This is a genomic window from Halomicrobium sp. HArcht1-1 (assembly GCF_058933285.1).
The window spans coordinates 2,897,872-2,919,273 of record NZ_JBZYDL010000001.1 but is presented as its reverse complement, the minus strand read 5'-3'; the positions used below and the strand labels follow the sequence as shown (position 1 = coordinate 2,919,273).

The window sequence follows — 21,402 nt, the reverse complement described above, 5'->3', positions numbered from 1 at the left end:
AAATTCGAGCACGGAGATTATTCAAAGAGAAAGAAGAAGCGAAAAGGCATCTTGAACAGATCGCAAAAACCGATTCATTGGCTCAAGTACCTGTTGTCTCAGATGTTTGGTGTGATCGAGTAGGATCATACAATTCCGAGTTTGCCGTCCTACGTCGAGAGCCGATATTCTCTGTAGCAGAGAATCCGTTTAAGAGCAACTGAAACCACAGCTATCAGAACAGCTGGTTTATCTTGACCTTAGCTTGCTCTGCTCCTCGATGTTCTCCCCCACCATGCCATCCTAACTTCGGCAGTCGTGATGAGTGACGCATCTCCCACTGTAGCACTTCGACACCGCGCCCACGGACTCGATAAACAGCGAACACGTACCAGCCGTTGGCCGCTCGGAGCTGCTCGTGATACTGGTCGTAGAGCTTGAACGTACCGGGCTGGCCATCGGCATGGCGGTGCATCGCAGCCTTGATCTCGACGGGTGTCCCGTCCGATCGCGTCGCATCGTGCCAGCCGCACCGGTCCAGCGACAGATTGTGCCGCTCGGCCGCTTGCCGCTCGACGAGGGTTCCGTAGTGATTCGCTCGGTGGCTCGGCATTATTGACTCCCTGAATGCCTGTCGGATCTCTCCAAGAGCATCGGCAACAGAGCCGACCATCCACGAGACCGAGTTCATGACTGTCTCGATTCCGACCTTCGTATCGATATAGACGATCATACTACCGCGCCTCACGCGCTCGCCACGCGTCATATATAGATACTCCTCCGGGTTGTTGCCGGCCGCTGCCCATGGCTCGCGTGCGCTCGCAGGCAGCGAGCGCGCCATGGGCCAACAGTAGGGGTACGCCGGGGGGTTGGTTGTTGTTGGTTTGCCCGAATCCGGCCGCAGTCATGCGGTTAGACCCTCCACTTCACCAACCACGTTTCGGTGCTCGCCGTCGTGTCGATACTCGTTCCAGCGTTGTCGGACCCATTCGGCGCTGTAAGGCACGAAATCGGCCACTTCGTGGTTTGGTTGCTCCGGGTTCGCCTCCTTGGCTGTGATCACCGTGTAGACCGCAAGCTTCCGAGAGAGTGCTTCAGGATCGACTTCGTCGCCGTCCTCCCTCGCCGCCGGACCAGGACCACGTCGTCGGCTCCTTGTCGTCGTAGCGCCAGTCCGTTTCAGGGATGCCCGACACGGAGAGGATCTCGTTCTCGCCGGAGCGCCCCTTCACGTCTTCGTAGAAGGTCGCCTCTTTCAGTCCCTCCTTGTGAACACAGACCGCCGAGCTCACGGACGAGCGGATGCACGTCGCGGCCGTCGTGGCCGATGACGATCAACGACCCGCCGTACTTTCGGATTTTGTAGGTGAGCGGCCCCAGCTTCGTCTTCGTGTCGTAGCCGTCTTTCCCACCACCGCCAGCGTTCGAAGAGGCTTCGTCGAAGATGAACAGCTTCCTGGTCTGTTCGTTGTGCATCGGATCGCCGTCCTGCTTGAGCCACTCGTTCAGATCGCCGTAGTTGGCGAGCCACCCGTCGCGCCGATCGCCGTCGTCACCGATCCAGGCGTCAGTCTCTTCGAGCGTGCGGATGTTCGAAGCGACCAGCCCGCTGGGGTGATGTTCCTTCCAGAGTTGCCCGAGCAGACAGGCGAAGTTCGACTTTCCCGATCCGGGTTCGGCCCACATGTAGAACATCGGGGCGGGGCCAGTCATCTGGGCACGGAGCTCGGTCGATGGCCTTGATCCCGGAGATATCGGCCCGCTGGCCGGCGTCGCCAGTGAAGTGCTTGAGTGACTGCATGTCGCCGTTTTCGAGCGCTCGGCGAGCGGTCTCGGTGCCTTCGATCCGAACGATGTCGCGAACGTGCTGGAGGTCCTTGGCCTGGCCGGGCATCTTCGCAGGGTCGTCGGCCTTCTGTGGGTCGTAGTGCGTTTCGAGGATCGCGAGGTACCGCGACAGCTTTTCGTCGCGGACGATCCCGGCGTGTGGGTGTGCTTCGTCGGGATCGCGCTGGCCGTAGCCGTCCTGGTACTCGCGGAACTGTGCCGGGGTGTAGAGGTCGCTGTTGTCCTCAGTCATCGTTCATCTGGGGGTTCTGTTGGTCGGGAGTCGATACGTCAGTCGCCCCATCGTCCACGGCGGCGTCAGCAGTGGGATCGTGATCGTCGATCTCGTGGATGGTGGGGGCGTCGTCGAAGTCTTCGCCGTCCTCGACGAGGCTGCCGAAGGTGTCCTTCGCGGCGGTCTTCTGGATCATCTGGCCGCGTTCGTTGGCTTCGCTCTCGGCGGTGACGAGCTTCTTCTGGAGTTCCACGGCCCCGCGCGACCAGCGGCCACGGATCGCAGCAAGCTCTTCGGCGCGATCGATGAGCCAGCCGTGGATGTCTTCCATCTGCTTCTTTGAGGTCATGAGCTTGGGTGTCCTGGCAGCCTTCGAGCCACACGCCCTGCACCCGGACTTGCTCGATGTCGTCGAGGTACTCGTAGTCGCGGACGGCCCACGCGCTGCCGCCGTTGATCGGGTAGGGATCGGGGCCGTCGATCTCTTTCTCGCGCCAGAGTTCCGGCGGGACGTAGTGCTTCTGGACGATATCCTCGGCAGCGTTGACGTGGTGAACCTCGATCCAGTTGCGGTTGCGGAGCCAGCGGGCAATCTTCGCTCCCACGAGGTAGCAGGGAACGCCGAGCAACAGCCACCCAACCAGAACACCAGCGATCCAGGCGGGCGGTGTCGGGAGCTTGTGGCTGGTAGTAGATCACCAGTCCGAACACGCCGAGGATCATGCCCGAGACGAGTAGCTTGTACTCGCCGAGGAGCCACATGAGCCGGTCGCGGTTCGTCTGGAAGGTCGGGGCGGGCATCAGGCCACCTCCGGCCGGCCGTTCTCGCGACGGATCACGTTGTAGCCAGCGATCGCCATCCAGACGAACGCGATCGTCGCGCCAGCGAGCCACGCTTGCAGCGACGACAGTGCGCGGAGGATGTCGAGCCCACCGCCGGAGGGCTGCTTGACGATCTCGGAGTAGAGGCGGGTGTTCTCGGTGGAGATGGCGACGCCGACGTAGCCGTCGACTTCGGTGACCGAGACTTCGATGGTCGCAGTCTCACCGGCGCGGAAGGGCTCGGTGATGACCGGGACTTTGCCACCCTGTCGGAACTGACCGCCGTCGGAGAAGGTCAGCGTCTGGACTGACTTCGAGCGGATCGTCAGCAGCGCGACGCTCTCGTTGGCCCGGTATTCGGCGTCGACCAACACGGTGTTCTCGTCGATCCGCGTGGTGTCGGTCGGGTCGGTGTCCGAGCCCTGGGCGGTGGGCTCGGGGTTCGGAAGATCGGTCGTGTTGGCGGCGCTGTCAGCCGTCGGCGTTGCAGCGACTGGAGCGACGACGGCGAGCGATACGACTGCCAGCATGACGAGTGTCAGAAAGCGCATGGTGGTGAGTTAGGAGTTGCCCAGCAGTGCGGCACCGGCCAGCGCGGCCAGTGCGAGCAGTGCAACGGTCTGGTCGATCGAGCCGCCGCCGAGGAAGCCACCACCGCCACCGCCGCCGAGATCCTGTTCACGAGCTTCCCACTGTGCCCGCTCGTAGGCCAGGTTCTCGTACAGTTTGGTGAGCTCGAGTGGTGTTCACGTCGGCGGTCTCGTAGGTCGTCTTCTCGATGGTGACGTTCTGTCGACGCTCCCCGTTGGTCGTCTCGATAGACCGAATCTCGAAGGGGAGTCGTCGAGCTCGACGATCCGGTCGTCGGTGACCACGTACTGCGTGCCGGAGATGTTGGCCGGGTCGTAGGTCTGGTTGACCACGAACTGACCGCTTTCGGGGTTTGTCTGAGACATCAGCACCCCGGTGTGGTCCCCGTCAGCCGTTGAGACGCTGAACCGCCCCATCGAGTCCATCGCCTCGGGCGAGTTCGTCCCGAGCATGGTCAGTTGTGCGGCGGCCCAGCCCTGATAGTTGCCATCGGCCTTCATCTCGTGCTGGAATACGTACGGGTCGACGAGATCGCTGTTGTTGATATCGCCAGCCTGATATTCGCTGTAGGTGTTGTTGACGAGAGTATCTATCTGAGCCTTGGCAGCAGCATTTTGCTCAGTTGTCTGGTTCCAGGCGTCGTGATACTCGTCAGAGTAGAGGTAGTTGATCTGGTCGTAGTTGGAGTTTGGGACATCGACGTTGAGACCATGGACTTCAACGTCATCGTCGTTTGTCTCCATCCCTGTCACGCTGAACACAGCATATCGCTGGCTCGCACCGCCGGTATAGCTCATCTGGTACTCAGCGCGCGTCGTCGGCACGCTGACAGAGGTACCATTGGCGAGAGTGACAGTTTCGGAGCCATGGCCGTACTCCACCATATCGACCGAGTCGAGGGTGTAGGTCCCACGAGAGCCGGGGGTGTTGGTGTGGTTGATCCGCTTGGCGAAGCGGTCATCCACACCAGACTCGTTAGCAGCGACAGCAGACATGTACTGGCCGTGAGAAGTCTGGAGCCGCCACTGGTTGATGAGGTTGAGTTGGATTTTGGCGTAGTACTCGTCGATGGCATCTTTGGCCTTCGAGGTAGCGACGGCTTCCCTACTGTGGTTGTTGAGTGCCCGGATGTAGGCATTTTTACCGATGACGAGCGCCATCGTCTGGGCATCGGTGAGGCGATTATCGACCGTCGTGAGGTAGTTTTGAGAAGCGGCGTTTTGATTGTACGCACCCTCGTGGATGTCGATCTTCACCTGCTCAGCGTCTGTATTCGTCGTGTTTACGGTCGTCGTCCCGGGAAGAGAAGAACACTCGACGGGCTGAGCCTCGAACGGCGAGGTGATGCCGTGCAGTCGCTCGGCAGGGTCACAGGTGAGATCGGTGTCGGCGGCCAGTCCGAGGACTTTCTGGGTAGCTGTGATGGGCTGTTCGGAGCCGTCGACGATCTCGGGCTGGCCAGTCGCGCCATCTTCGAGGGTGGCGGTGACGACGATGTTCTCGTAGGCGTCGTTTTCGAGCGTGACGAAGCCGCGGTCGAGTGCGGCCGTATCGACGGTCTCGCGGGCGAGTGGCTGGTAGCCACCGCCGGGAGCGCCGTCGGTGCCGAACTCGACAGTGATCTGGCCGTCGACATCGCGAACGTCGACGGCCGCACGGTCGGGACTGCCGGCCAGCGTCTCTTTCCACTCGGTCTGGGTTTCGGTGCTGGTGGCCGTCTGGGCGAGGCCGGCGGGGGCGATCGCCGAAGAGACGAGCAGGACCGCGACGAGGACCGCGCCGCGGTTCATGGCTCGCCTCCGTCGATGGCGACAGCGGTCTCGCCGACGGCATCGCGCACGTCCTGGTCGGTCGCGTCTTCGAGCTCGGTCGTCGCCGGAGTCGTTGGTTCGGATGTGGTGGGCGGCGACGACGGCGGCGGCGAAGATCGTCGGGACGACGACGGGGAACGGCTGGCCGACGAGAGCCGAAGCGATCGTCGAGGCGGACACGCCGATGGTGCCGAGCAGGCCGTAGCCGAGGAGAGTATCGAGTTGCACGAGGATCACCCGAGGTAGCTGATGACGTAGTAGCCCGACGCCTCGACGGCGACGACGACCAGCCCGAATGCAGCGGTACCGGCGATGACTTCCTGGGCACCGAGGATGTTCAGCCCCGTGACCAGGACGAGGATCGCCGTGCCCACCGCGAGGTAGGTCTCGACCGGCGCTTCCCCGCGGGCGATGTTCGCCAGGTCCGTATCGATCTCGTAGGACTTCCCGCTGGAGCGGTTCACCCGGTTCGTCGCGTACGCGCCGACGAGGGCGACGAGCGTCAGCAGGAACGCGAAGGTGATGTCTGTCCCCTGGACCGTCCAGATGGCCGCGCCCAGGTCGTTACCGAGAATGTTGATCGTCGCAATTCCGTTCGTCACGAACGCGCTCGCGGCGAACACCGTGCCGAACAGCGCGTCTTCGATGTCGATCTTTCCGTACATGGTAGCACCCGGTCGCCGATTGCGACCGTGTTCGCCGGGTGCAGTCGACCTCCTAGAAAGCACCGAATCACGGGAATTCAGTGTGTCACTGGCTATCAGATATCGCCCCACCGCTGGAACGACTGGACAAAGCATTGAAGATAATTGGGGAGAAAACCGAGACAAGAAATGGATGTTCCAGAACTACCCTACGACAACATCCACAAATTTATTGCTGCAATCGGTTTTCTCCTAATACTCCCTTCCCTATTTGTTGAACCTGTCTTCCTCGAAAGTCAAAAGATTCTATCCGTGGGAAGTATAGCGATGGCATTCGGACTCATTGGTTGGGGGAATAGAGCGGGCATTCATACCATATCTGCATGCACTCGATCAAAAAGATAGCCTAAATTATAGGGAACGCAGGAGAGGAAAGACACTCAGTAGGTTGCTACGAGGACTACGTTTAATTCTACCACTTGTGTTTTTGGCAGTTTCGGCAATAATATTGTCCTGAACAGATACGTTTGTTAACTTATTTTAGCAATACAAAATATCTCAAATGAAGTAAGCTAATAGAGAATGGGCTACCATATAGAGACAGGGTCAACGAACGCAGGTGTCCGATTCCCGGGACTCACGGAAAGTTTTAGTAGCAAGACTGCAGGGCCGGCTGCATGGAGATGCGAAAACTCTCCCCGGCGGGCGGCTGTGTGACTGTCTCCATCCCGATCGACGACCTCCGCGAGCGTGGGATCGTCGACGAGGATGGCGAAGCTGAACGGCGACCACTGGGCGAGGTCCAGAGCCTCGACGAGAACGACGAGGGCGACTATCGCTTAGAGTTGGTGAGTCCATGATCCGAGCCCGACCCCGTGGGGTTCGAGCCAGATGTATCGCCGATCCTCAATGTATGCACCTGTGGGCTGTGGGCCGTGGGCGATGGTGCATAGAATCGAGTCGGATGGGCCGGTGGCTCGCACCGATCACGCCGACGCCCCGACCCCCCGCTTATGAAGAACCACCCAGTCGCTCACTCGCGAGCGACGCGATTCGACCCCCGTACATACACCAGTTTAAAACATGACTCGACGCACCAGCCTGAAGATCACCGACGAACGGCAGCGACTCCTCGACAAGGCCAGCGCGATCGTCGCCAGTGACCCTCACGACGACCCGCCGATGTCCGACGTACTCGATGCCGCGCTGACCCACCTCGTCGAAAGCGAGACGAATATCGACGACGCACGCGGGGAGTTGGACCCCGAGACGATCCAGCAGTTCAATACGAGCGTGATCGGGTTACGGTATCGAACCAGTGTCGAGAGCAAGTGGCGATAGCTGGACGATGGTCTAAACTTTAGATCGCAGGTCCAAAGAACACTGTTGAGCCTATTGATTGATTTTGAAGAGGTTCTTAGCACGCTTGAGATCGAATTCGGTAACAATTGGAACTATCTAACCAGTTCTAAAGGACTTAATAGTGGTATTAGTGTAAATAGTCTAAGAATTTATAACCAGTATCCGATGGTATCCCGGTATTATGCGGAATGTTTGGGATACTGTGAATTTAGATTCGTATCTTCAATCGATTGTTAACGAGGATAATATTGAAGAACAGCTTGTACAAGAGTCTCGCTGGAAAATCTCGTATAGAGAATCGCAACTGGAACGTCGAGGAATAGTACACCAGCACGCTGTAGAGCGATGGCGATAGAGAGCGAAGCGTTTGATTGGGATAATTTAGGTGTGTCTGATCAGGCTGTTGAGACGTTGGGGGAGAATGGTGTTTCTGAAGGAGAGTTGCATCACTACTTCGCTCATCCAGAGATCCTGAAGAGAACGGACTTGTTAAAATATTACAGGACGCTTGCAGGAGTCTCTGAGAATCGCTTGCGTGGGATGGACAGCATCAAGCCTGCTCTCAGAGAGTTAGACTCATCCAATCAGTCGCTTCGAACAAGCGACTCGTTGCGACGTTTGTGCCGCTTCTTTAATTCGCTTATCAGCACATGGGCGACAAGCCTGACCGACGATGATCCCGAGTTGCGCGCATTGATCAGTGCGCTCCTTACAGAGGGTGCCGCAATAGAGGGGTCGTCGCGGAACGCTGGTGGTCGCAAGGCAGTTGTCAACGTGGCTTCGGTACTTGCTGAGGACTTCGACGATTACGATGTTCTGGATTCTTTCGACGTGAAACAGACTTCACAAGATTCGTTTGTTACAATCTCGGCTGCTGAACTTGGGGACAAATACACACTCGGAGATCTCTCAGGGGCCTACGACGTGAAGGAACTGCGCACGACCAACGGTGGCGTGGTGAACGTTGACCAAACTGAACCTGATATGGTCGTCCGTTCACCAACTGAACTCACTGGGTATGGTGAAATCAAGGACAGGAAAGACACCAGCAACCAGTGGGAAGGATGGCTACCTCTCATCCGGAGTAAACTGGAAGACTTCGAATCTCGGAGTCCCAGCGCTAAACGAATGATTCTACAACCAGTATACACTCAGCGGATGATAGAAGGAGAGCGTGGGAGCAACGCTGAAGATGTCGGAGTACACGGCCTCATTGAGGACGGATTACTTAACGTACCATTCAATATCAGTCAGATAATCGCTGATGAGGAGTCACGTGACTTCTTTGGAGCGTATATTAGGGAGCTACTTGGCTACGATGTGGGTCAAATCAAAGCGCCATAATCAGCCAATCGTATCAAGTGTGGCCTGACGTGTTCCCTTCTCGCGGATAGGGATTAGAGATTTTATTTGCTTAGCTACTTCCTTGGCCAACTTCGGGGGGACAGCGTTACCGTTCTGTTCATACCAGCTCGACGAATGAACCTTTGAACTTCCAGTCATCGGGGAACGATTGTAACCGAGCTTGCTTCTCTCACGGTGATATTGCGATTCCGTTCTGGATGGACGTACCGACCGCAAGAGGGGGTACTTGACTTCCGAGTGATCGTACCAGATGGTCTATCCCAGTGCATCCGACCATACGTATCACAGAATGATTTCAAATCGCCTTTTTCAGCCCTCTTTTCATTGAATCGAGCCAGTACTCTTCTTGATGCTCCTCGGGGATGTCCATCCAAGACCCACCATCTTCAGGGATCAAATCGAGCATCTCTACAATGCGCGTCGTGTGATTGGGGGCTTGATGCATTGGGTCAGACGAGTGTGTTTCGCCAGCTTCAACAGACGGTAGATCTGCAATTGCATCTCGTACAGTGCGATGCTCGTCAACCGTTGGCGACGGTAGCTCAGCTTTTCGGCCTTCCTTCCTAGCAATGATGATGGCACGTCGGCGTCGCTGTGGAACCCCGAAATCAGCAGCGTTGAGAATGTCATAGTCAACGAGGTAGTCGTGCTGTTTCAGAATCTCATACGTCCGATTCCAATACTTTTCTTTAGACCCTCGTACAAGTTCAGGCACATTCTCCATCACGAAGAATTCGGGCTCCATATCTACTGCCAATTCTGCGCTGTACGAGACGAGTGTGTTCCTCTCGTCGTGTTCAATATCATGCTTGTTACGATGCTGAGAAAATCCCTGACAAGGGGCACAGGAGATGAGAACGTCCAGGTCACCTCGGTTCACTCCAAATTCGTCAAGCAAATCTTGAGCATTATATTCCGTAATATCGTCAACAATTGGATCTATACCAATATTGGCGGCGTAGGTCTCGGCAGCCTCCTCATTCTTGTCGAGGGCCCCTACAGAGTCAAACCCTGCTTGCTCAAAACCGAGACTCATGCCTCCACATCCACTGAATAAGTCAGCGTATACCAGATCTTCCTCAAGAACCTCATCTTCGTCCATAAGTTCAACACGGGTAGTTTGGTTAGTCATGTTTATAATAACCTGTGTCTATACCCACTGTCCAAGTGTATTAGAACTTTTTGAACTAATAGAACTAATTAGACTACTGGGCCCGATAACCTTACTCATTTACCGGACAGTAGCCAAGGGTGCTTCATGAGTAAGTACATTCTGAACGTCAGTACCATCCAGCAGGGGCATAAGATCCAAGCTCATCAAAGAGGTAAGAGAAAAGTGGGGCGAAGACCGAACGAATGTCGGTGATAAGGTTGCGTTCTTTGAAGATGACGAGGGTAATATCATCCTCGAGCCTACTGGAAAGCCAGACGAATAGATGCTCGAACGACGAGAGATAACATGGGGACAGAATACTTTTGGCTGAACGAGAAAGGCAGAGGCAGCAACTACAAAGACGAGACTGGTGAGATATACCACTACCGTGGTACCACACCTGGCTCAAAACAACTCTCTGAAGGAGATAGATTCGTCTATTACCGGCCTGGAGACTTCGTAATATTTGGTACTGGACGAATCAGCGAAATAGAATCCAAGCTCGAAGAAAAATCTGGATTTCACACTGAATACTATGCCTCAATTGAGGACTATCAGGAGATCGTCCCTCAAATTCAAGTAAGGGAGATCAAAGACAAGATTCCATTTCTCAGGGACCGGAATGGTCTTTCTGGAGTGCCCCAAAGTGGGATATACAAAATCAATCAGGAGATCTTTGAGACAATTCTTGAGGAAACTGAAGTTACGCTTGATCTGTAGAACTATTCTAGATAGTCGACATTTGACTTGATTGGCACTTCAATCGAATCCTTAGAGCCTATTCTTTCTCACTTAGTTCCTTGTGAATGGTTTTTAGATCTGTCCGCGTAAACTCGTAAGGATATGCAGAGTCAAGTTCCGTCCCCAGTTCAGCCATAATTAGAGGGGTCAGTTCTTTTCGCGCCAGATCACTACCGTCTTGTCCAGTCAGGATCTCGTACAGTTGGCGTCGTTCTTCTCGCGTAAAACAGGCTGGTCCCGACTTTTCTGCTCGGGATGGATCATAATTCGTGATACCGGCCATGGCTGCGATTTCTACTGCTAAATCGGTCTTCATCATGTACTTTCGGGGAGGTGTAGAGGATTCAGACATTTCAACTACTTTCGAACCGATGGCAGTTAGGTATTATGATGTATTAATCAAGGTAATTCTCCCGGAAATGCCGCACTAATTTTTACCCCCGTCCGCCGTCACGTCGAACCGAGATGATCACGGACTCCGCTGTCTTCGACGACGAGCAGTTGCCGCGTCGCCTCCTCCACCGTGAAGCCGCCGTCGACCACCTGTCCCGAGCGTGGGAGCCGGCCCTCCAGGGCGATCAAGCCCACGACGTACTACTGTACGGTCCCTCTGGCGTCGGGAAGACATCGCTCGCCCGCTTCACGCTCCAGAAGCTCACCAGACAGGCAGACATTCACTCGGCCCACGTCGAGAGCCTCGGCAAGAGTACGGCCGGCGTCGTTCGGTCGATCCTCCACGATCTCCCCGGCAGTGACCCGGCGACGAACACGCCCCGCGAGGATCTGTGCATCGAGCTTGCGCCAGCGCGTCGACCAGCCGACGATCGTCATCCTCGACGAAGCCGACGACTTGCCGGCGACCGAGGCCCTGGAGCGGCTGGCCGATGTCGACGGGCTCTCGCTGGTCGCGATCTGCCACGATCACGAGCAGTGGCTCTCCCAGTTGGAGGGGAAGCTCCGTCGGCGGCTATTGCTGAAGGAGGCTGGCGCTGGACCGCTTCGGCGTGAACGAACTGGCGGACATCCTCGAAGCGCGGGCGCGGCGTGGGCTGCCGTCGGGCGTCGTCACACGGGAGCAGTTGGAGGCGATCGCCGACGAAGTGGCCGGTGTCGCCCGGAAGGGCATTCAGGCGCTTCGACAGGCGGCACTGCTGGCCGAGGAGCGGGACCACAGCGAGATCGGGAGCGACGACGTGGCCGATTCCTACGAGCGCGCCCAGCGGTACATTCTGGAGCAGAATCTCGGGTCGCTGCCGTTCCACCATCAGCTACTCTACGAGCTCGATCCGTGTGGGCGGTGGACTGAAGGCTGGGGAATTGCACGAGCGGTACGAGGTGGTGGCCGATGATGTGTACCGTGGGCGTGGGCTGACGCCGATCTCGGAGCGATCGAGGCGGTTGAAGCTCTCGAAGCTGGAGGATTACGAGTTGATCGAGGTGGAGGGAGATAATCGGCATCGACGGTATACTGTGTGTGATGAGCGTGTGAAAGCCGCGATTGCCCTGAATTTGGTCTTTTAGAGCGTGTCATAGAATATGTGATGTCCCATGTCTGTTTATCCGAGTCTTGTCAGGACTTGCGTATAAGATACAGGACGCATATTCAGCAGTCGTCGGTTGTTGCTGAAGTTGGTCTGTCATCGGGTGCAACAATCGAGCTCAAGTTCGGCCAGGTTCTGCCGAGCAGTACTGAAATTTGCGCACTCCACATCTCTATCCAATCGTTGAACGAACTATGTTGCGTCAAATACGACACCGGGCTGTAATTCGCGATGTAGTTCAACAACTCCCGTTCCAACCACTGCTTGGGCAACGGATTCGAGAATACATAACCAATGATAGCTCCGACGAGCCTAAACCACCATTCGCGCCACTATTCCCTACCTAATGGGGACTCAGAGGATGATGTCGTCCAACTCATCTTGAATCCCTCCACCCGTCATTGCTTGAATACGTACCTCGTCACGAACGTCCCCACGATACACTCTACGCAATTCGTCTTGGAATGCAGCGCCGTGTCTCCCTGTCTTCGATATTCGCACGCAAATTCGCCAACATCGAGCTGGCTGTATCGATCCGGCAGTGAGTCGTCTTCATGTTGGCTAAGACCAACACCGGTAATGAAAATCTGTTCAGTAATGTACTCCTTGAACTGCATAGGAATCTTATCAGCCAGAACTATCGACTTGAGACACGACATTAAACAGATCACTGTAGCTTTCGGGAGATTTCCCGAAGCCCGGTCGTCATCAATATTATCCTCATCCAGTCGAATAAATTCCTTATATACCTCCTCACCATCATCGTTCACCGTCTTCAATTCACCATCATCGTCCTGAACCATTTGCTCCAAGAGGCTCAACCAATCCCGCATATTGCTCGTCATCTCATAAAGTAGCCGTGAGTAATCGTTCGGCCACTCTGCCGCCTGATCAGCTTCGTCAGTGAGTTCGTAATTGTCGCAAATCTGTTGTGTAAACGACTCGTAGTAGTACAACCACATATGCCACTTCATCTCCTGAGCGAACGATTCACGGATCATTATATCGAAAAACATGATGGCAACGTAAAGTGGGTCACTGAAAATATGTGTTTCCGATTCTACTGACCCAGAATTACCAATAAATCCGGACTCCGTAAACTGCCGTCCGTTATACTTATCGTAGTCTTTACCGGCTTGTTCCCGGAGAATCGTCTTTGTGGTCTCTCCTATGGGGCGGTACACATTGAGGTCTTTAGCGACCTCACAATCAGAAAAGAGCGCGTGAATCAACTGATTCTCTGGATCAATATGGTATCGATAAATTCCATCGAGGGACATATTTTGTTTAATATTTCGGTATAAGAGGCTGTTCTCAGCACGAAGTAATGTGCTCAAATAGACCTCTGTGAAATCTTCTCGCGGGAAATTGATATGCTGATCTGATATGATATCAATACCGAGATATGGGTCAATTAGTGGATGCTCCTGACCGAACACCGGGTCTAGAAGAAGCGTTTCGGTGTAATTACTGCTTCTTCGGCTGTTTCTTGTGCACGGTAGCGTGATAACCGCCAGCGATAATTGAGTTGTTCTGTGGTTCTGTTGTATGATTCTTGGAACCGTTCCACCCACTGTTCGGGAAGCCGGTTTTTCAACCAATCCCTGGCTCCTGCTGTAAATCTATCCGCACTCTCTACTTTGTGTACCTCCGCTTCTGGGTATTGATCGTCTACTTCAGACAGTACCTCAGCAATTGAGGAACTCCCGAAAGCAGTTGGGGATTGAGGTTTTGTCGGGTGGTCAATTAGTGGTTTATAATTGTCTCCGATGACTTCCAATTAGCGTAGCGAATTCTGACTGATTGTAGAGGTCACGTAGGGTTGAGAGCAGGTATTCTTCATTTCGGATTCGAACGTCCGATTTCATTATTGTTATGACAAAAATGGCGAAGATAGCACTAGCGCTGCCAAGTTGGATAAGGTTGATGGCGAGTGGATCAAGATTCACAACCATGTATGGGGTTGGATAGCTACCAAGGGACTCGACCTCCCGGTGTTGTAAATACAGACTGGCGATGTATGTCGCAACAGTGAGCAGTAGGAAAACGGCCGTCAGGCCAGAATCCCCCTTTGTAGAGGCTGTATCCAATCCGAAGTTGACGGTAACGGGGGAGGACTTTATAGACGGCGATGATGGTCGCAAAGATGGTGAAAATAAAGAGTTCTGCCATTTGTGTTAGGATGAGTATCCGCCCCTATAATTGTGTGCCAACGAGTGGTCATTACTGAATTTGCTCAGGTCAAAAAACAGTATAATTTTCCGGATATGGTCTTTCTAATTGAGCAAACCCTTGAGACCAGTGCTGAATGATTCTCCCGGAAATCTAGCACCTTTTTAACCCGAATCCGCCCCTCGACCCATCTGTATGCAGGACAGCATGGAGGTCTACACTGGCGAAGAGGTGACCGTAGAGCACGTGAAGACCCTCTCCGGCGACGGCGCACGCTTCGACATTACCACCGACGATGGGCGGAGGTGGCGCGTCGACGTGAGCCGGAGCGGCGACGTGGAGATCGTAACGAGCTTGGCGGGACGGATCACTGGCCGATCTGGAACTACCGGAGTGGGCCGACGACGTGACGGCACGACTCACGAGGGTCTGAAAGAATGTCAGTCAGCGTCTTCGACGATCTGGGGCGGTTGAATCTCGATGCGCTTCGCGCGTTCATCGACGAGATTCACGAAGTCGTCCTGTTCGTACTGGTCCTGAAGTCGCAGAGCGGCCACGCCTTTGGGCGTGATCTCGTACAGGCCAGACCGTTCGGACGGCCCCACGCGGTTGAGCAGTTCGTAGTCTTCGAGCTTGCGGAAGTCGCGTGTTGATGTAGCTCCGGTTTCGGTCGAGACGCTGCGCGACGTTCACGCCGACATCACGTTGACCGTCGCTAAGAGCCTCCAAAACCTCGAAGTCGACCGGGCGTTTCAGCTTCACTACCGGGTTCTGGGGGGCAGTCATCCAAAAGTACCAATGGTATCAAGCAATGTGATAACTTCGGTGGCTATCTAAAGTAGCTACCAACGGTATCTATAAGTGGCACCTTGCTAATAGTGGAATGAAGCCTCCCCGCTCGCGGGCCTCGCAGAAGGTCCGGCGTGCTGGTACACGCCGGGGTGGCTTCCAATCCCAGTGAGAGATTCGAGAAGCCATGAAGTACGACAACGACCGGGCTATTGAAAGTAGCCCACCGACCAGCGGTATAGCCATTCGACCGACGACGCCACGCGGGGGTGCGTCCGCGTGAGTGACCGTGTCATCGAGGATGTGGACAAGTGCGCCAGCGAGGGGTGTGAGGAGTTCTGTTACCCCGGCGAGCCCCACTGTCTCGGGTGCTACCGGAAGCGAAAGCGGGGGCGGGCATGAGCGACGACCTGATGGACCTCTCGCCGGAGGAGGGCATCGAGCGGTACCTCCGGCACTGTGAGCCGTCAGTGCGCGACTCGACGATGCGGAACGCGAAGACCCGGCTTCGGTTCTTTCAGGAGTGGTGCGAGGAGCGCGACATCGAGAACCTGAATCGGCTGACCGGGCGCGACCTCGCGGACTTCGTCGCGTGGCGTCGCCCCGACATCGCGGCACTGACCCTGCAGAAGCAACTGTCGACGATCCGCGAAGCGCTCCGGTACTGGGCCGACATCGAGGGCGTCGACGAGGGACTGGCCGAGAAGGTCCACGCACCCGAGCTTGCCCGACGGCGCGGAGAGTCGAGATGTTCACATCACGGCCGATCGGGCGCACCGGATTCTCGACTACCTCCACGAGTACCGCTACGCGAGTCGGGATCACGTCGTCTTCCTGATCCTGTGGAAGACGGCAATGCGTCGATCGGCGCTTCGGTCGCTGGATGTCGACGACCGTCGGCCCGACGACAACGCGCTCGTGCTGGAGCACCGGATCGACGAGGGCACGCGACTCAAGAACGGCGAGGACGGCGAGCGCTGGGTGTTCCTCGGCCCGACGAACTACCGGGTGATCGAAGACTACCTGAACAACCCCGACCGCTACGAGCGCACGGACGACCACGGCCGGAAGCCACTCATCACGTCCATGCACGGCCGGCCCACGGGTGACACGATCTACAAGTGGGTGAACAAGCTGACCCAACCGTGCGTGATCGGTGGCTGTCCCCACGACGCCGACCCGTCAGACCCCTCGACATGCGAGGCACTCGGGACGAAAGCGGCCTACAGCAAGTGTCCCTCGTCCAGATCACCCCACGGAATCCGGCGCGGGAGTATCACCTACCACCTGAACAGCGACGTGTCCCCGGAGATCGTCAGCGAGCGCTGTGACGTGTCTCTGGAAGTGCTCTACGAGCACTACGACGTCCGGACGAATCAGGAGAAGATGGCGGTTCGAAAGAAGCAATTAGAACAGATCTGACACAATGGTTACTAAACACAACCCCACTACGTCCAGTAGTTTTCGTTATCCAACCCGGCGAGTCCATTCCTTCCGTCGCTTCGCTCCATCAGTCGTTCTCTCGTCGTCCGACACAGCGCCGCCCTTGATCGTCGGCGAATAGCTACGCTTTTACTCACAGCTGTCCGATAGCGTGGTATGGCTGCTCATAGCGCTCGACCCGGCGACGAAGACAGCGCTACTCTTCCCGACGCCGTGCCGTTCGAGCTCCCGATTCTGACGCGGCTGAGCTGGGAGCTGGGGGCGCGTGTCGTCGCGGACGACGAGGCGACGGTACACAGCAGGTGGGACTGTACGAACAGGCCGTGGACGCTGTCGCTGTTCCACGTGACGGATCACACGGATCTCGTTCGGGTGCGGACGCCCGTGGGCCGAGAACGATTCTACGGAGCGACGCGGTCCGAACTGGACGACGCGCTCGGGACGCTCGTCGAGGCACCGGACTGGGAGCGGGTCGACGACACCGTCCGGTACTGATACCGTCGCGTGTCTGTGGCGAGGTCCGTCGCTCCGGTCACTCTCTTCTCGTCGGTCGGAGTGGAGCTATCGGGTGTCGAGATCCGGGCTCCACTCGGTCATCGCGAACAGGAACAGAGCGACGCCCAGAACGGTGACCAACAGCGCCAGATCGAACAGCGGCGTCAGGGCGGGGACGACCCCGAGGACGATATCGCTGGTGCCCACCAGGTCGAGGACGAAGGCGAGCGCGCCCGCCGCGGTGAGCAGGAGACCGACGACGGCGACGGCGAGCAGTCCCAGTGGTGGGTCTTCGGCGGCGGCGTCGATGTCGGCGTCCATCACCGGGGGCTGAGAGTGCCACTCACCTATCGCTTGGGATCGACGGTCAGACGAGTGCGACGACTCCGACTCGTCTCGGCGTGGACTCGTCGCAGCGGTGCCAGTTACTGGGAGATGCCGTACGTGTCGCCGGTCCAGTCGCGAGCGGGATGGTCGTAGACGGGCTGGTCGCGGTCCCGGTCGTCGAGGCGCTCGCGGTCCTCGGCGGCCAGCTCCCAGTCGAACAGCGCGCCGTTTTGGCGGACGTGTTCGGGCGAGGACGATTTCGGGAGGACGACCACGTCCTGTTCGACGGCCCACTTCAGGACGATCTGTGCCGGCGACTTGTCGTAGGTCTCGGCCAGTTCCTGAACCACTGGGTCGTCGAAAATCTCCGTCCGGGCGAGCGGCGCGGCGGCCTCGATCACGGTGTCGGTCTCGCGGCAGTAGTCGACGAGGTCGGGTCGCTGGAGGTAGGGGTGGAACTCGATCTGGTTGACCGCGATGGGAACGTCGCTGACGTGGTGGGCACAGCTGAGCTGGTAGGCGCTGAAGTTCGAGACGCCGACGTTCCGGATCAGCCCGCGGTCGTGTAGCGTCGCCATCGCGTTCATCGTCTCGCGCAGCGAGATCGCGGGGTTGGGCCAGTGGACGAGATAGAGATCGAGGTAGTCGGTCCCGAGTCGCTCCAGCGAGGCCTCACACGAGGCGATCACCGACTCGTAGTCGAGGTTCTTGGGGAGGACCTTCGAGGTGAGAAACAGTTCCTCACGGTCGTAGTCGGCCAGCACGTCGCCGATCTCGTCTTCGTTTTTGTACCCCTCCGCGGTGTCGACGTGGGTGTAGCCCGCGTCCAGTCCGGCCCGGACCGAATCACGGAGCGTGTCGCCGTCGATGTTCCAGGTGCCGACGCCGACGATCGGAAGCTCGTCACCGCTCGGGAGCGTACGCGTTGGATGCGACATCGTCTAGGATGGGAGTACACGTGGTGTTAATCGTTGTGCATGCAGCGAACGGGACACCGTCTCACGGCCTCGATGCCGGTCACTCCTCGGCGTAGGGCCAGTTCGGGTCACGTGGCGCGTCGGCGGGCGTCTTAGTCTGGTCTGCGGCCTCGGGCGTGCAGGCTCCGTGTTTCTCGAAGTTGCTGCGGGCGTCGCTGAGCGAGACGTGGTTGGTGTCGCTGACGTACTCGGCGTCGCCGAACTGGACGGGGTCGTCGAGCCAGTGACACACCGGACAGACCTCGTAGGAACCGGGCTGGCCCTCCGGCAGTGTCCGGTAGCCACAACACGGGCAAAAGCCCAGCTCGCGGGAGGCAGGGTTTCCGGGCGAATCCGTCGACATACTCTGCGGTATGTCACGACACACCAAAGAACCACGGGATCGTTCTACCGGTCCGTGCCAGATCCGCGCTACTCCTCGCTGGCTTCGACCTTGCTGGCGTACTTCTCTAACTCGGCGGCCATCTCGCGAGCCTCGGCCGGCGACAGCGACACGGTGTCGGCGTGAGGCTCGACGGCGTCGACCTCGGTGTTGTCCATCTCCAGTTGTACCTCGACGGCGTCGGGGTCCTCACGCGTGTCCGTACTGACGTTCAACACGGCGTAGGCGTCTTCCTCGAAGCCGTGTCCCTCGACGTGTCCTTCCAGCAGGTCGAAGGTCGTGTACGCGTTGACCCGCATGATCCGATCGACCATATGCTACACAGTAGTGGCTCGGACTTATAGCGTCGGTGACTGCCGATCCGTCGTCGACACTGCACGATCGACGGCGACTCATACTACCGGCTGTACATCTGTGAACGATTTCGCCACCCCGGGGTGGCGAAGCTCTTCACGAAGTGACAGCCGGCAGTATCACTCCTCGTCGTCCGTGCCGCCGAGCGGGCCCCCGATCGAGTACAGCAAGAGTCGATAGAGGAGGTACGCGCCGCCAGCGAACAGCACGAGGTCGATGAGATATAACTCGACGAGCTGGAGCGGCGTCAGCTCGTTCAACACGAGATCGCCCGTGAGAATCAGAAACTCCAGGGTCGCGACGATGATCAGTGCGGGCACGAACAGCACCGCGAGGCCCAGCGCGATCGTCTTGAGGTTGCTCCGACCGCCGTCAGATCCCATGCTAGAGCGTTCGCGGGCCAGTACAAAAGCACTGGGGCAACGCACTGACGAGCCCGTCCAGCGCGATCGTCTCTCCGCGCTGGTCGCACGGACGAACGACGACGATGGTACACCGTCGACGAGGGGACTCCGGCGATTCGTCTCGTACTGTTGGCTGTCCCTTCGTGGAGAAATTCGCCACCCCATGCGAAATCGGTCACAGATGGACAGCCGACGGTATCAGTCGTCGGACGGCAGCGGCTCGTCGTTGGCGTCGGTCGGTGCCGGCGAGGACTGCATGTCGCTGTCCTCGGCGTAGGGGTACCAGGTCATCTTCGTGTTGCCCAGGTACGGATCGTCGTAGCCGGTCTCTTCGGGGTCTGCCAGGGACTGTAGGGCCTCCTCGTCGCGGTCCGCGACGAACTCGCGGAAGGTCTCGTCGCCCTCGCGCTCGGCCTCGAAGGCGTCGAGGAGATTCTCGATGTAGCCCGGCACTTCGTCGGCGGCGACGCGCATCTCGACCCAGTCGGCGAAGTGGGGGTTCTCTCCGAGGCCGCCGCCGAGGCCGATGTCGAATGCCTCGACCGGCTCGCCGTCCTTGCGGGTCTTCATACCCCGCAGCGAGATGTCGGCGATCTGGGGCTGGGCACAGGACGCCGTACAGCCCGAGAGGTGGATGTGGAAGTCCTCGACACCCTCGGGCAGCGAGACGTTGTCCTTGAGCCAGCGGGCGTAGCGGACCTGTCGGTTCTTGGTCTCGACGATCGACAGCGAGCAAAACTCCGTCCCCGTACAGGCGATCGAGCCCCGCATGAACGGGTGGGGGTCGGGCGAGTAGTCCTCCAGCAGCGGCTCGTCGAGGAACGCGTCGAGGCGGTCACTGTCGACGTCCGTGACGATGACGTTCTGGCGCTGGGTCAGCCGGACCTCGCCGGAACCGTACTCCTCGGCGAGTTCGGCCAGTTCGTACACGTCGTCGACGCCCATCCGACCGACGAGGACGTCGAGGCCGACGTAGTAGTTGCCGTCTGGCTGTTCGTGGACGCCCACGTGGTCGCCGTGCTCGTTGCCCCCGGCGTTGTAGGTGTACTGGTCGCGCATGTCCTCGCCGGCCCGCGGAAGCTCGAAGTCGACGAACTCCTCCTGGAGGACCGACCGCATCTTCTCGGGACCCCACTCGTCCATGAGGAACTTGATGCGGGCGTTGAACCGGTCGTCGCGGTCGCCGTACTCGCGGAACAGTGCGGACATCCCGTGACCGATGTCGGCCGCCTTCTCCGGGGGCACCCACACGTCGATGTCGCGGGCGAGGCGGGGCTCCTTTCGGGAGAGGCCGCCGCCGACGCGGACGTTGAAGCCGAGTTCGCCGTCTTTCTCGGCTGGCTCGTAGGCGAGGTCGTTGATGTCGCCCTGGCCACAGCCCTGATCGCAGCCCGTGACCGAGACCTTCCACTTGCGCGGGAGGTTCGCGTAGTCGTCGTCGCCCTTGAACGTCTCGTGGAGGTCTTCGGCGATCGGCCAGGCGTCGATGTGTTCGTGTTTGTCCTTGCCGGCGACGGGACAGCCGACGATGTTCCGCCAGGAGTCACCACAGGCCTGCTGGGTCGAGAGACCGACAGATTCGAGCAGTTCGAAGATCTCCGGAATGTCCTCGATTTTGATCCAGTGGAGCTGGATCGACTGACGGGTCGTCCAGTCACAGTAGGCGTCGCCGAACTCCGGGTTCTCCTCGGGGCCGCGGGCGTACTTGTCGGCGACCTCCGCGATCACTTCCAGCTGTCCGGGCTCGATGACGCCGTTCGGTGTCCCGATCCGCATCATGAAGTACGACTCTTGGCCGGAGCGCTGGTGGTACAGGCCCCACCACTTGAAGCGCTCGAACCAGGCGTCGTGTTCGTCCTCGGGAATTGCGTCCCAACCCTCTTCGGCAAACTCCATGAGGTGGTCACGGATCTCGTTGCCGTACACCTCGTCCTTCCAGTTCTCGACTTTCGTCGGCATGGTTAGTGTACCTCTATTCTTGGGACCCA

20 protein-coding genes and 6 pseudogenes are annotated in these 21,402 nt (G+C 58.0%); 10 read left to right on the top strand and 16 right to left on the bottom strand.

Going from position 1 to position 21,402, the window contains the following annotated elements; translation table 11 throughout:
* Positions 1 to 214: 214 nt before the first annotated feature.
* From AC5FRZ_RS15285 to AC5FRZ_RS15265, 5 genes and pseudogenes are all read right to left on the bottom strand, one after another.
* Positions 215 to 712 (bottom strand): PD-(D/E)XK family putative nuclease, encoded by a 498-nt coding sequence (locus AC5FRZ_RS15285; RefSeq protein WP_493565013.1) that lies wholly within the window; start codon positions 710 to 712, stop codon positions 215 to 217.
* A gap of 171 nt (positions 713 to 883) precedes the next feature.
* Positions 884 to 2,059 (bottom strand): annotated as a pseudogene (locus AC5FRZ_RS15280) (hypothetical protein).
* A pseudogene (locus AC5FRZ_RS15275) lies at positions 2,052 to 2,842 on the bottom strand (hypothetical protein). The pseudogenes AC5FRZ_RS15280 and AC5FRZ_RS15275 overlap by 8 nt, the downstream one beginning before the upstream one ends.
* On the bottom strand, positions 2,842 to 3,414 hold the full coding sequence (locus AC5FRZ_RS15270; protein WP_493565012.1) for a DUF8063 family protein: 573 nt from the start codon (positions 3,412 to 3,414) through the stop codon (positions 2,842 to 2,844). The pseudogene AC5FRZ_RS15275 and the gene AC5FRZ_RS15270 overlap by 1 nt, the downstream one beginning before the upstream one ends.
* 195 nt (positions 3,415 to 3,609) lie before the next feature.
* A complete protein-coding gene (locus tag AC5FRZ_RS15265) occupies positions 3,610 to 5,244 on the bottom strand; it encodes an Env/VP5 family phage fusion protein (RefSeq protein ID WP_493565011.1) in 1,635 nt (544 codons plus the stop codon).
* A gap of 94 nt (positions 5,245 to 5,338) precedes the next feature.
* Here AC5FRZ_RS15265 and AC5FRZ_RS15260 point away from each other — a divergent pair, with 94 nt between their 5' ends.
* Positions 5,339 to 5,470, top strand: coding sequence for a hypothetical protein (locus AC5FRZ_RS15260; RefSeq protein WP_493565010.1), 132 nt, complete (start codon positions 5,339 to 5,341; stop codon positions 5,468 to 5,470).
* Between the two features lie 28 nt (positions 5,471 to 5,498).
* On the opposite strand, the gene AC5FRZ_RS15255 is transcribed toward AC5FRZ_RS15260, so the two are convergent.
* On the bottom strand, positions 5,499 to 5,930 hold the full coding sequence (locus AC5FRZ_RS15255; RefSeq protein ID WP_493565009.1) for a DUF8023 family protein: 432 nt from the start codon (positions 5,928 to 5,930) through the stop codon (positions 5,499 to 5,501).
* A gap of 656 nt (positions 5,931 to 6,586) precedes the next feature.
* Here AC5FRZ_RS15255 and AC5FRZ_RS15250 point away from each other — a divergent pair.
* From AC5FRZ_RS15250 to AC5FRZ_RS15240, 3 genes are all read left to right on the top strand, one after another.
* Positions 6,587 to 6,769, top strand: coding sequence for a DUF8053 family protein (locus AC5FRZ_RS15250; RefSeq protein ID WP_493565008.1), 183 nt, complete (start codon positions 6,587 to 6,589; stop codon positions 6,767 to 6,769).
* Between the two features lie 223 nt (positions 6,770 to 6,992).
* Complete coding sequence (locus tag AC5FRZ_RS15245; RefSeq protein WP_493565007.1) at positions 6,993 to 7,250, top strand: DUF7386 family protein; 258 nt, start codon at positions 6,993 to 6,995, stop codon at positions 7,248 to 7,250.
* A 366-nt stretch (positions 7,251 to 7,616) separates the two neighbouring features.
* Positions 7,617 to 8,615, top strand: a complete 999-nt coding sequence (locus AC5FRZ_RS15240) for a hypothetical protein (RefSeq protein WP_493565006.1) — start codon at positions 7,617 to 7,619, stop codon at positions 8,613 to 8,615.
* A 316-nt stretch (positions 8,616 to 8,931) separates the two neighbouring features.
* Here the strand turns inward: AC5FRZ_RS15240 and AC5FRZ_RS15235 are convergent, their stop codons facing one another.
* Positions 8,932 to 9,738, bottom strand: a complete 807-nt coding sequence (locus AC5FRZ_RS15235) for a DNA cytosine methyltransferase (protein ID WP_493565005.1) — start codon at positions 9,736 to 9,738, stop codon at positions 8,932 to 8,934.
* Between the two features lie 357 nt (positions 9,739 to 10,095).
* On the opposite strand from AC5FRZ_RS15235, the gene AC5FRZ_RS15230 reads away from it, so the two are divergent.
* The gene (locus tag AC5FRZ_RS15230) at positions 10,096 to 10,509 is read left to right on the top strand and encodes a hypothetical protein (protein WP_493565004.1); all 414 of its coding nucleotides are present in this window, start codon (positions 10,096 to 10,098) and stop codon (positions 10,507 to 10,509) included.
* A gap of 58 nt (positions 10,510 to 10,567) precedes the next feature.
* Here AC5FRZ_RS15230 and AC5FRZ_RS15225 read toward each other — a convergent pair whose 3' ends face one another.
* Complete coding sequence (locus tag AC5FRZ_RS15225; protein ID WP_493565003.1) at positions 10,568 to 10,849, bottom strand: hypothetical protein; 282 nt, start codon at positions 10,847 to 10,849, stop codon at positions 10,568 to 10,570.
* A 146-nt stretch (positions 10,850 to 10,995) separates the two neighbouring features.
* Here AC5FRZ_RS15225 and AC5FRZ_RS15220 point away from each other — a divergent pair.
* Positions 10,996 to 12,051: pseudogene (locus AC5FRZ_RS15220) on the top strand (Cdc6/Cdc18 family protein).
* A gap of 418 nt (positions 12,052 to 12,469) precedes the next feature.
* Here the strand turns inward: AC5FRZ_RS15220 and AC5FRZ_RS15215 are convergent.
* Positions 12,470 to 13,510, bottom strand: coding sequence for a hypothetical protein (locus tag AC5FRZ_RS15215; RefSeq protein WP_493565002.1), 1,041 nt, complete (start codon positions 13,508 to 13,510; stop codon positions 12,470 to 12,472).
* Between the two features lie 928 nt (positions 13,511 to 14,438).
* Between AC5FRZ_RS15215 and AC5FRZ_RS15210 the strand changes: the two are divergent.
* Positions 14,439 to 14,676, top strand: a pseudogene (locus AC5FRZ_RS15210) (hypothetical protein).
* Between the two features lie 7 nt (positions 14,677 to 14,683).
* Here the strand turns inward: AC5FRZ_RS15210 and AC5FRZ_RS15205 are convergent.
* Positions 14,684 to 15,005, bottom strand: a pseudogene (locus tag AC5FRZ_RS15205) (hypothetical protein).
* A gap of 306 nt (positions 15,006 to 15,311) precedes the next feature.
* Here AC5FRZ_RS15205 and AC5FRZ_RS15200 point away from each other — a divergent pair.
* The 3 genes and pseudogenes from AC5FRZ_RS15200 to AC5FRZ_RS15190 all read left to right on the top strand — a co-directional run bounded on the left by AC5FRZ_RS15200 (position 15,312) and on the right by AC5FRZ_RS15190 (position 16,970).
* Positions 15,312 to 15,434, top strand: coding sequence for a hypothetical protein (locus tag AC5FRZ_RS15200; RefSeq protein WP_493565001.1), 123 nt, complete (start codon positions 15,312 to 15,314; stop codon positions 15,432 to 15,434).
* A pseudogene (locus tag AC5FRZ_RS15195) lies at positions 15,431 to 16,454 on the top strand (tyrosine-type recombinase/integrase). Before AC5FRZ_RS15200 ends, AC5FRZ_RS15195 begins: the two are co-directional and overlap by 4 nt.
* Positions 16,455 to 16,631: 177 nt before the next feature.
* Positions 16,632 to 16,970, top strand: coding sequence for a hypothetical protein (locus AC5FRZ_RS15190; RefSeq protein ID WP_153554567.1), 339 nt, complete (start codon positions 16,632 to 16,634; stop codon positions 16,968 to 16,970).
* A gap of 66 nt (positions 16,971 to 17,036) precedes the next feature.
* Here AC5FRZ_RS15190 and AC5FRZ_RS15185 read toward each other — a convergent pair whose 3' ends face one another.
* From AC5FRZ_RS15185 to AC5FRZ_RS15160, 6 genes are all read right to left on the bottom strand, one after another.
* Complete coding sequence (locus AC5FRZ_RS15185; RefSeq protein ID WP_493565000.1) at positions 17,037 to 17,291, bottom strand: hypothetical protein; 255 nt, start codon at positions 17,289 to 17,291, stop codon at positions 17,037 to 17,039.
* A 104-nt stretch (positions 17,292 to 17,395) separates the two neighbouring features.
* Positions 17,396 to 18,235 (bottom strand): aldo/keto reductase, encoded by an 840-nt coding sequence (locus AC5FRZ_RS15180; RefSeq protein WP_208627296.1) that lies wholly within the window; start codon positions 18,233 to 18,235, stop codon positions 17,396 to 17,398.
* Between the two features lie 79 nt (positions 18,236 to 18,314).
* Positions 18,315 to 18,617 (bottom strand): CPCC family cysteine-rich protein, encoded by a 303-nt coding sequence (locus tag AC5FRZ_RS15175; RefSeq protein ID WP_170092691.1) that lies wholly within the window; start codon positions 18,615 to 18,617, stop codon positions 18,315 to 18,317.
* A 68-nt stretch (positions 18,618 to 18,685) separates the two neighbouring features.
* On the bottom strand, positions 18,686 to 18,970 hold the full coding sequence (locus tag AC5FRZ_RS15170; protein WP_153554563.1) for a DUF6360 family protein: 285 nt from the start codon (positions 18,968 to 18,970) through the stop codon (positions 18,686 to 18,688).
* Between the two features lie 159 nt (positions 18,971 to 19,129).
* Positions 19,130 to 19,393 (bottom strand): hypothetical protein, encoded by a 264-nt coding sequence (locus AC5FRZ_RS15165; RefSeq protein ID WP_170092689.1) that lies wholly within the window; start codon positions 19,391 to 19,393, stop codon positions 19,130 to 19,132.
* Between the two features lie 219 nt (positions 19,394 to 19,612).
* Positions 19,613 to 21,373 carry a nitrite/sulfite reductase gene (locus AC5FRZ_RS15160; RefSeq protein WP_493564999.1) on the bottom strand — a complete coding sequence of 587 codons (1,761 nt, stop codon included), beginning with the start codon at positions 21,371 to 21,373 and terminating at the stop codon, positions 19,613 to 19,615.
* Positions 21,374 to 21,402 lie beyond the last annotated feature (29 nt).

Bases quoted from the DNA above. Each gene is read 5' to 3' on its own strand.
- AC5FRZ_RS15285 (WP_493565013.1), bottom strand. From the start codon at position 712: ATGATCGTCTATATCGATACGAAGGTCGGAATCGAGACAGTCATGAAC.
- AC5FRZ_RS15270 (WP_493565012.1), bottom strand. From the start codon at position 3,414: ATGCGCTTTCTGACACTCGTCATGCTGGCAGTCGTATCGCTCGCCGTC.
- AC5FRZ_RS15265 (WP_493565011.1), bottom strand. From the start codon at position 5,244: ATGAACCGCGGCGCGGTCCTCGTCGCGGTCCTGCTCGTCTCTTCGGCG.
- AC5FRZ_RS15255 (WP_493565009.1), bottom strand. From the start codon at position 5,930: ATGTACGGAAAGATCGACATCGAAGACGCGCTGTTCGGCACGGTGTTC.
- AC5FRZ_RS15250 (WP_493565008.1), top strand. From the start codon at position 6,587: ATGGAGATGCGAAAACTCTCCCCGGCGGGCGGCTGTGTGACTGTCTCC.
- AC5FRZ_RS15245 (WP_493565007.1), top strand. From the start codon at position 6,993: ATGACTCGACGCACCAGCCTGAAGATCACCGACGAACGGCAGCGACTC.
- AC5FRZ_RS15240 (WP_493565006.1), top strand. From the start codon at position 7,617: ATGGCGATAGAGAGCGAAGCGTTTGATTGGGATAATTTAGGTGTGTCT.
- AC5FRZ_RS15235 (WP_493565005.1), bottom strand. From the start codon at position 9,738: ATGGACGAAGATGAGGTTCTTGAGGAAGATCTGGTATACGCTGACTTA.
- AC5FRZ_RS15230 (WP_493565004.1), top strand. From the start codon at position 10,096: ATGGGGACAGAATACTTTTGGCTGAACGAGAAAGGCAGAGGCAGCAAC.
- AC5FRZ_RS15225 (WP_493565003.1), bottom strand. From the start codon at position 10,849: ATGATGAAGACCGATTTAGCAGTAGAAATCGCAGCCATGGCCGGTATC.
- AC5FRZ_RS15190 (WP_153554567.1), top strand. From the start codon at position 16,632: ATGGCTGCTCATAGCGCTCGACCCGGCGACGAAGACAGCGCTACTCTT.
- AC5FRZ_RS15185 (WP_493565000.1), bottom strand. From the start codon at position 17,291: ATGGACGCCGACATCGACGCCGCCGCCGAAGACCCACCACTGGGACTG.
- AC5FRZ_RS15180 (WP_208627296.1), bottom strand. From the start codon at position 18,235: ATGTCGCATCCAACGCGTACGCTCCCGAGCGGTGACGAGCTTCCGATC.
- AC5FRZ_RS15175 (WP_170092691.1), bottom strand. From the start codon at position 18,617: ATGTCGACGGATTCGCCCGGAAACCCTGCCTCCCGCGAGCTGGGCTTT.
- AC5FRZ_RS15170 (WP_153554563.1), bottom strand. From the start codon at position 18,970: ATGGTCGATCGGATCATGCGGGTCAACGCGTACACGACCTTCGACCTG.
- AC5FRZ_RS15165 (WP_170092689.1), bottom strand. From the start codon at position 19,393: ATGGGATCTGACGGCGGTCGGAGCAACCTCAAGACGATCGCGCTGGGC.
- AC5FRZ_RS15160 (WP_493564999.1), bottom strand. From the start codon at position 21,373: ATGCCGACGAAAGTCGAGAACTGGAAGGACGAGGTGTACGGCAACGAG.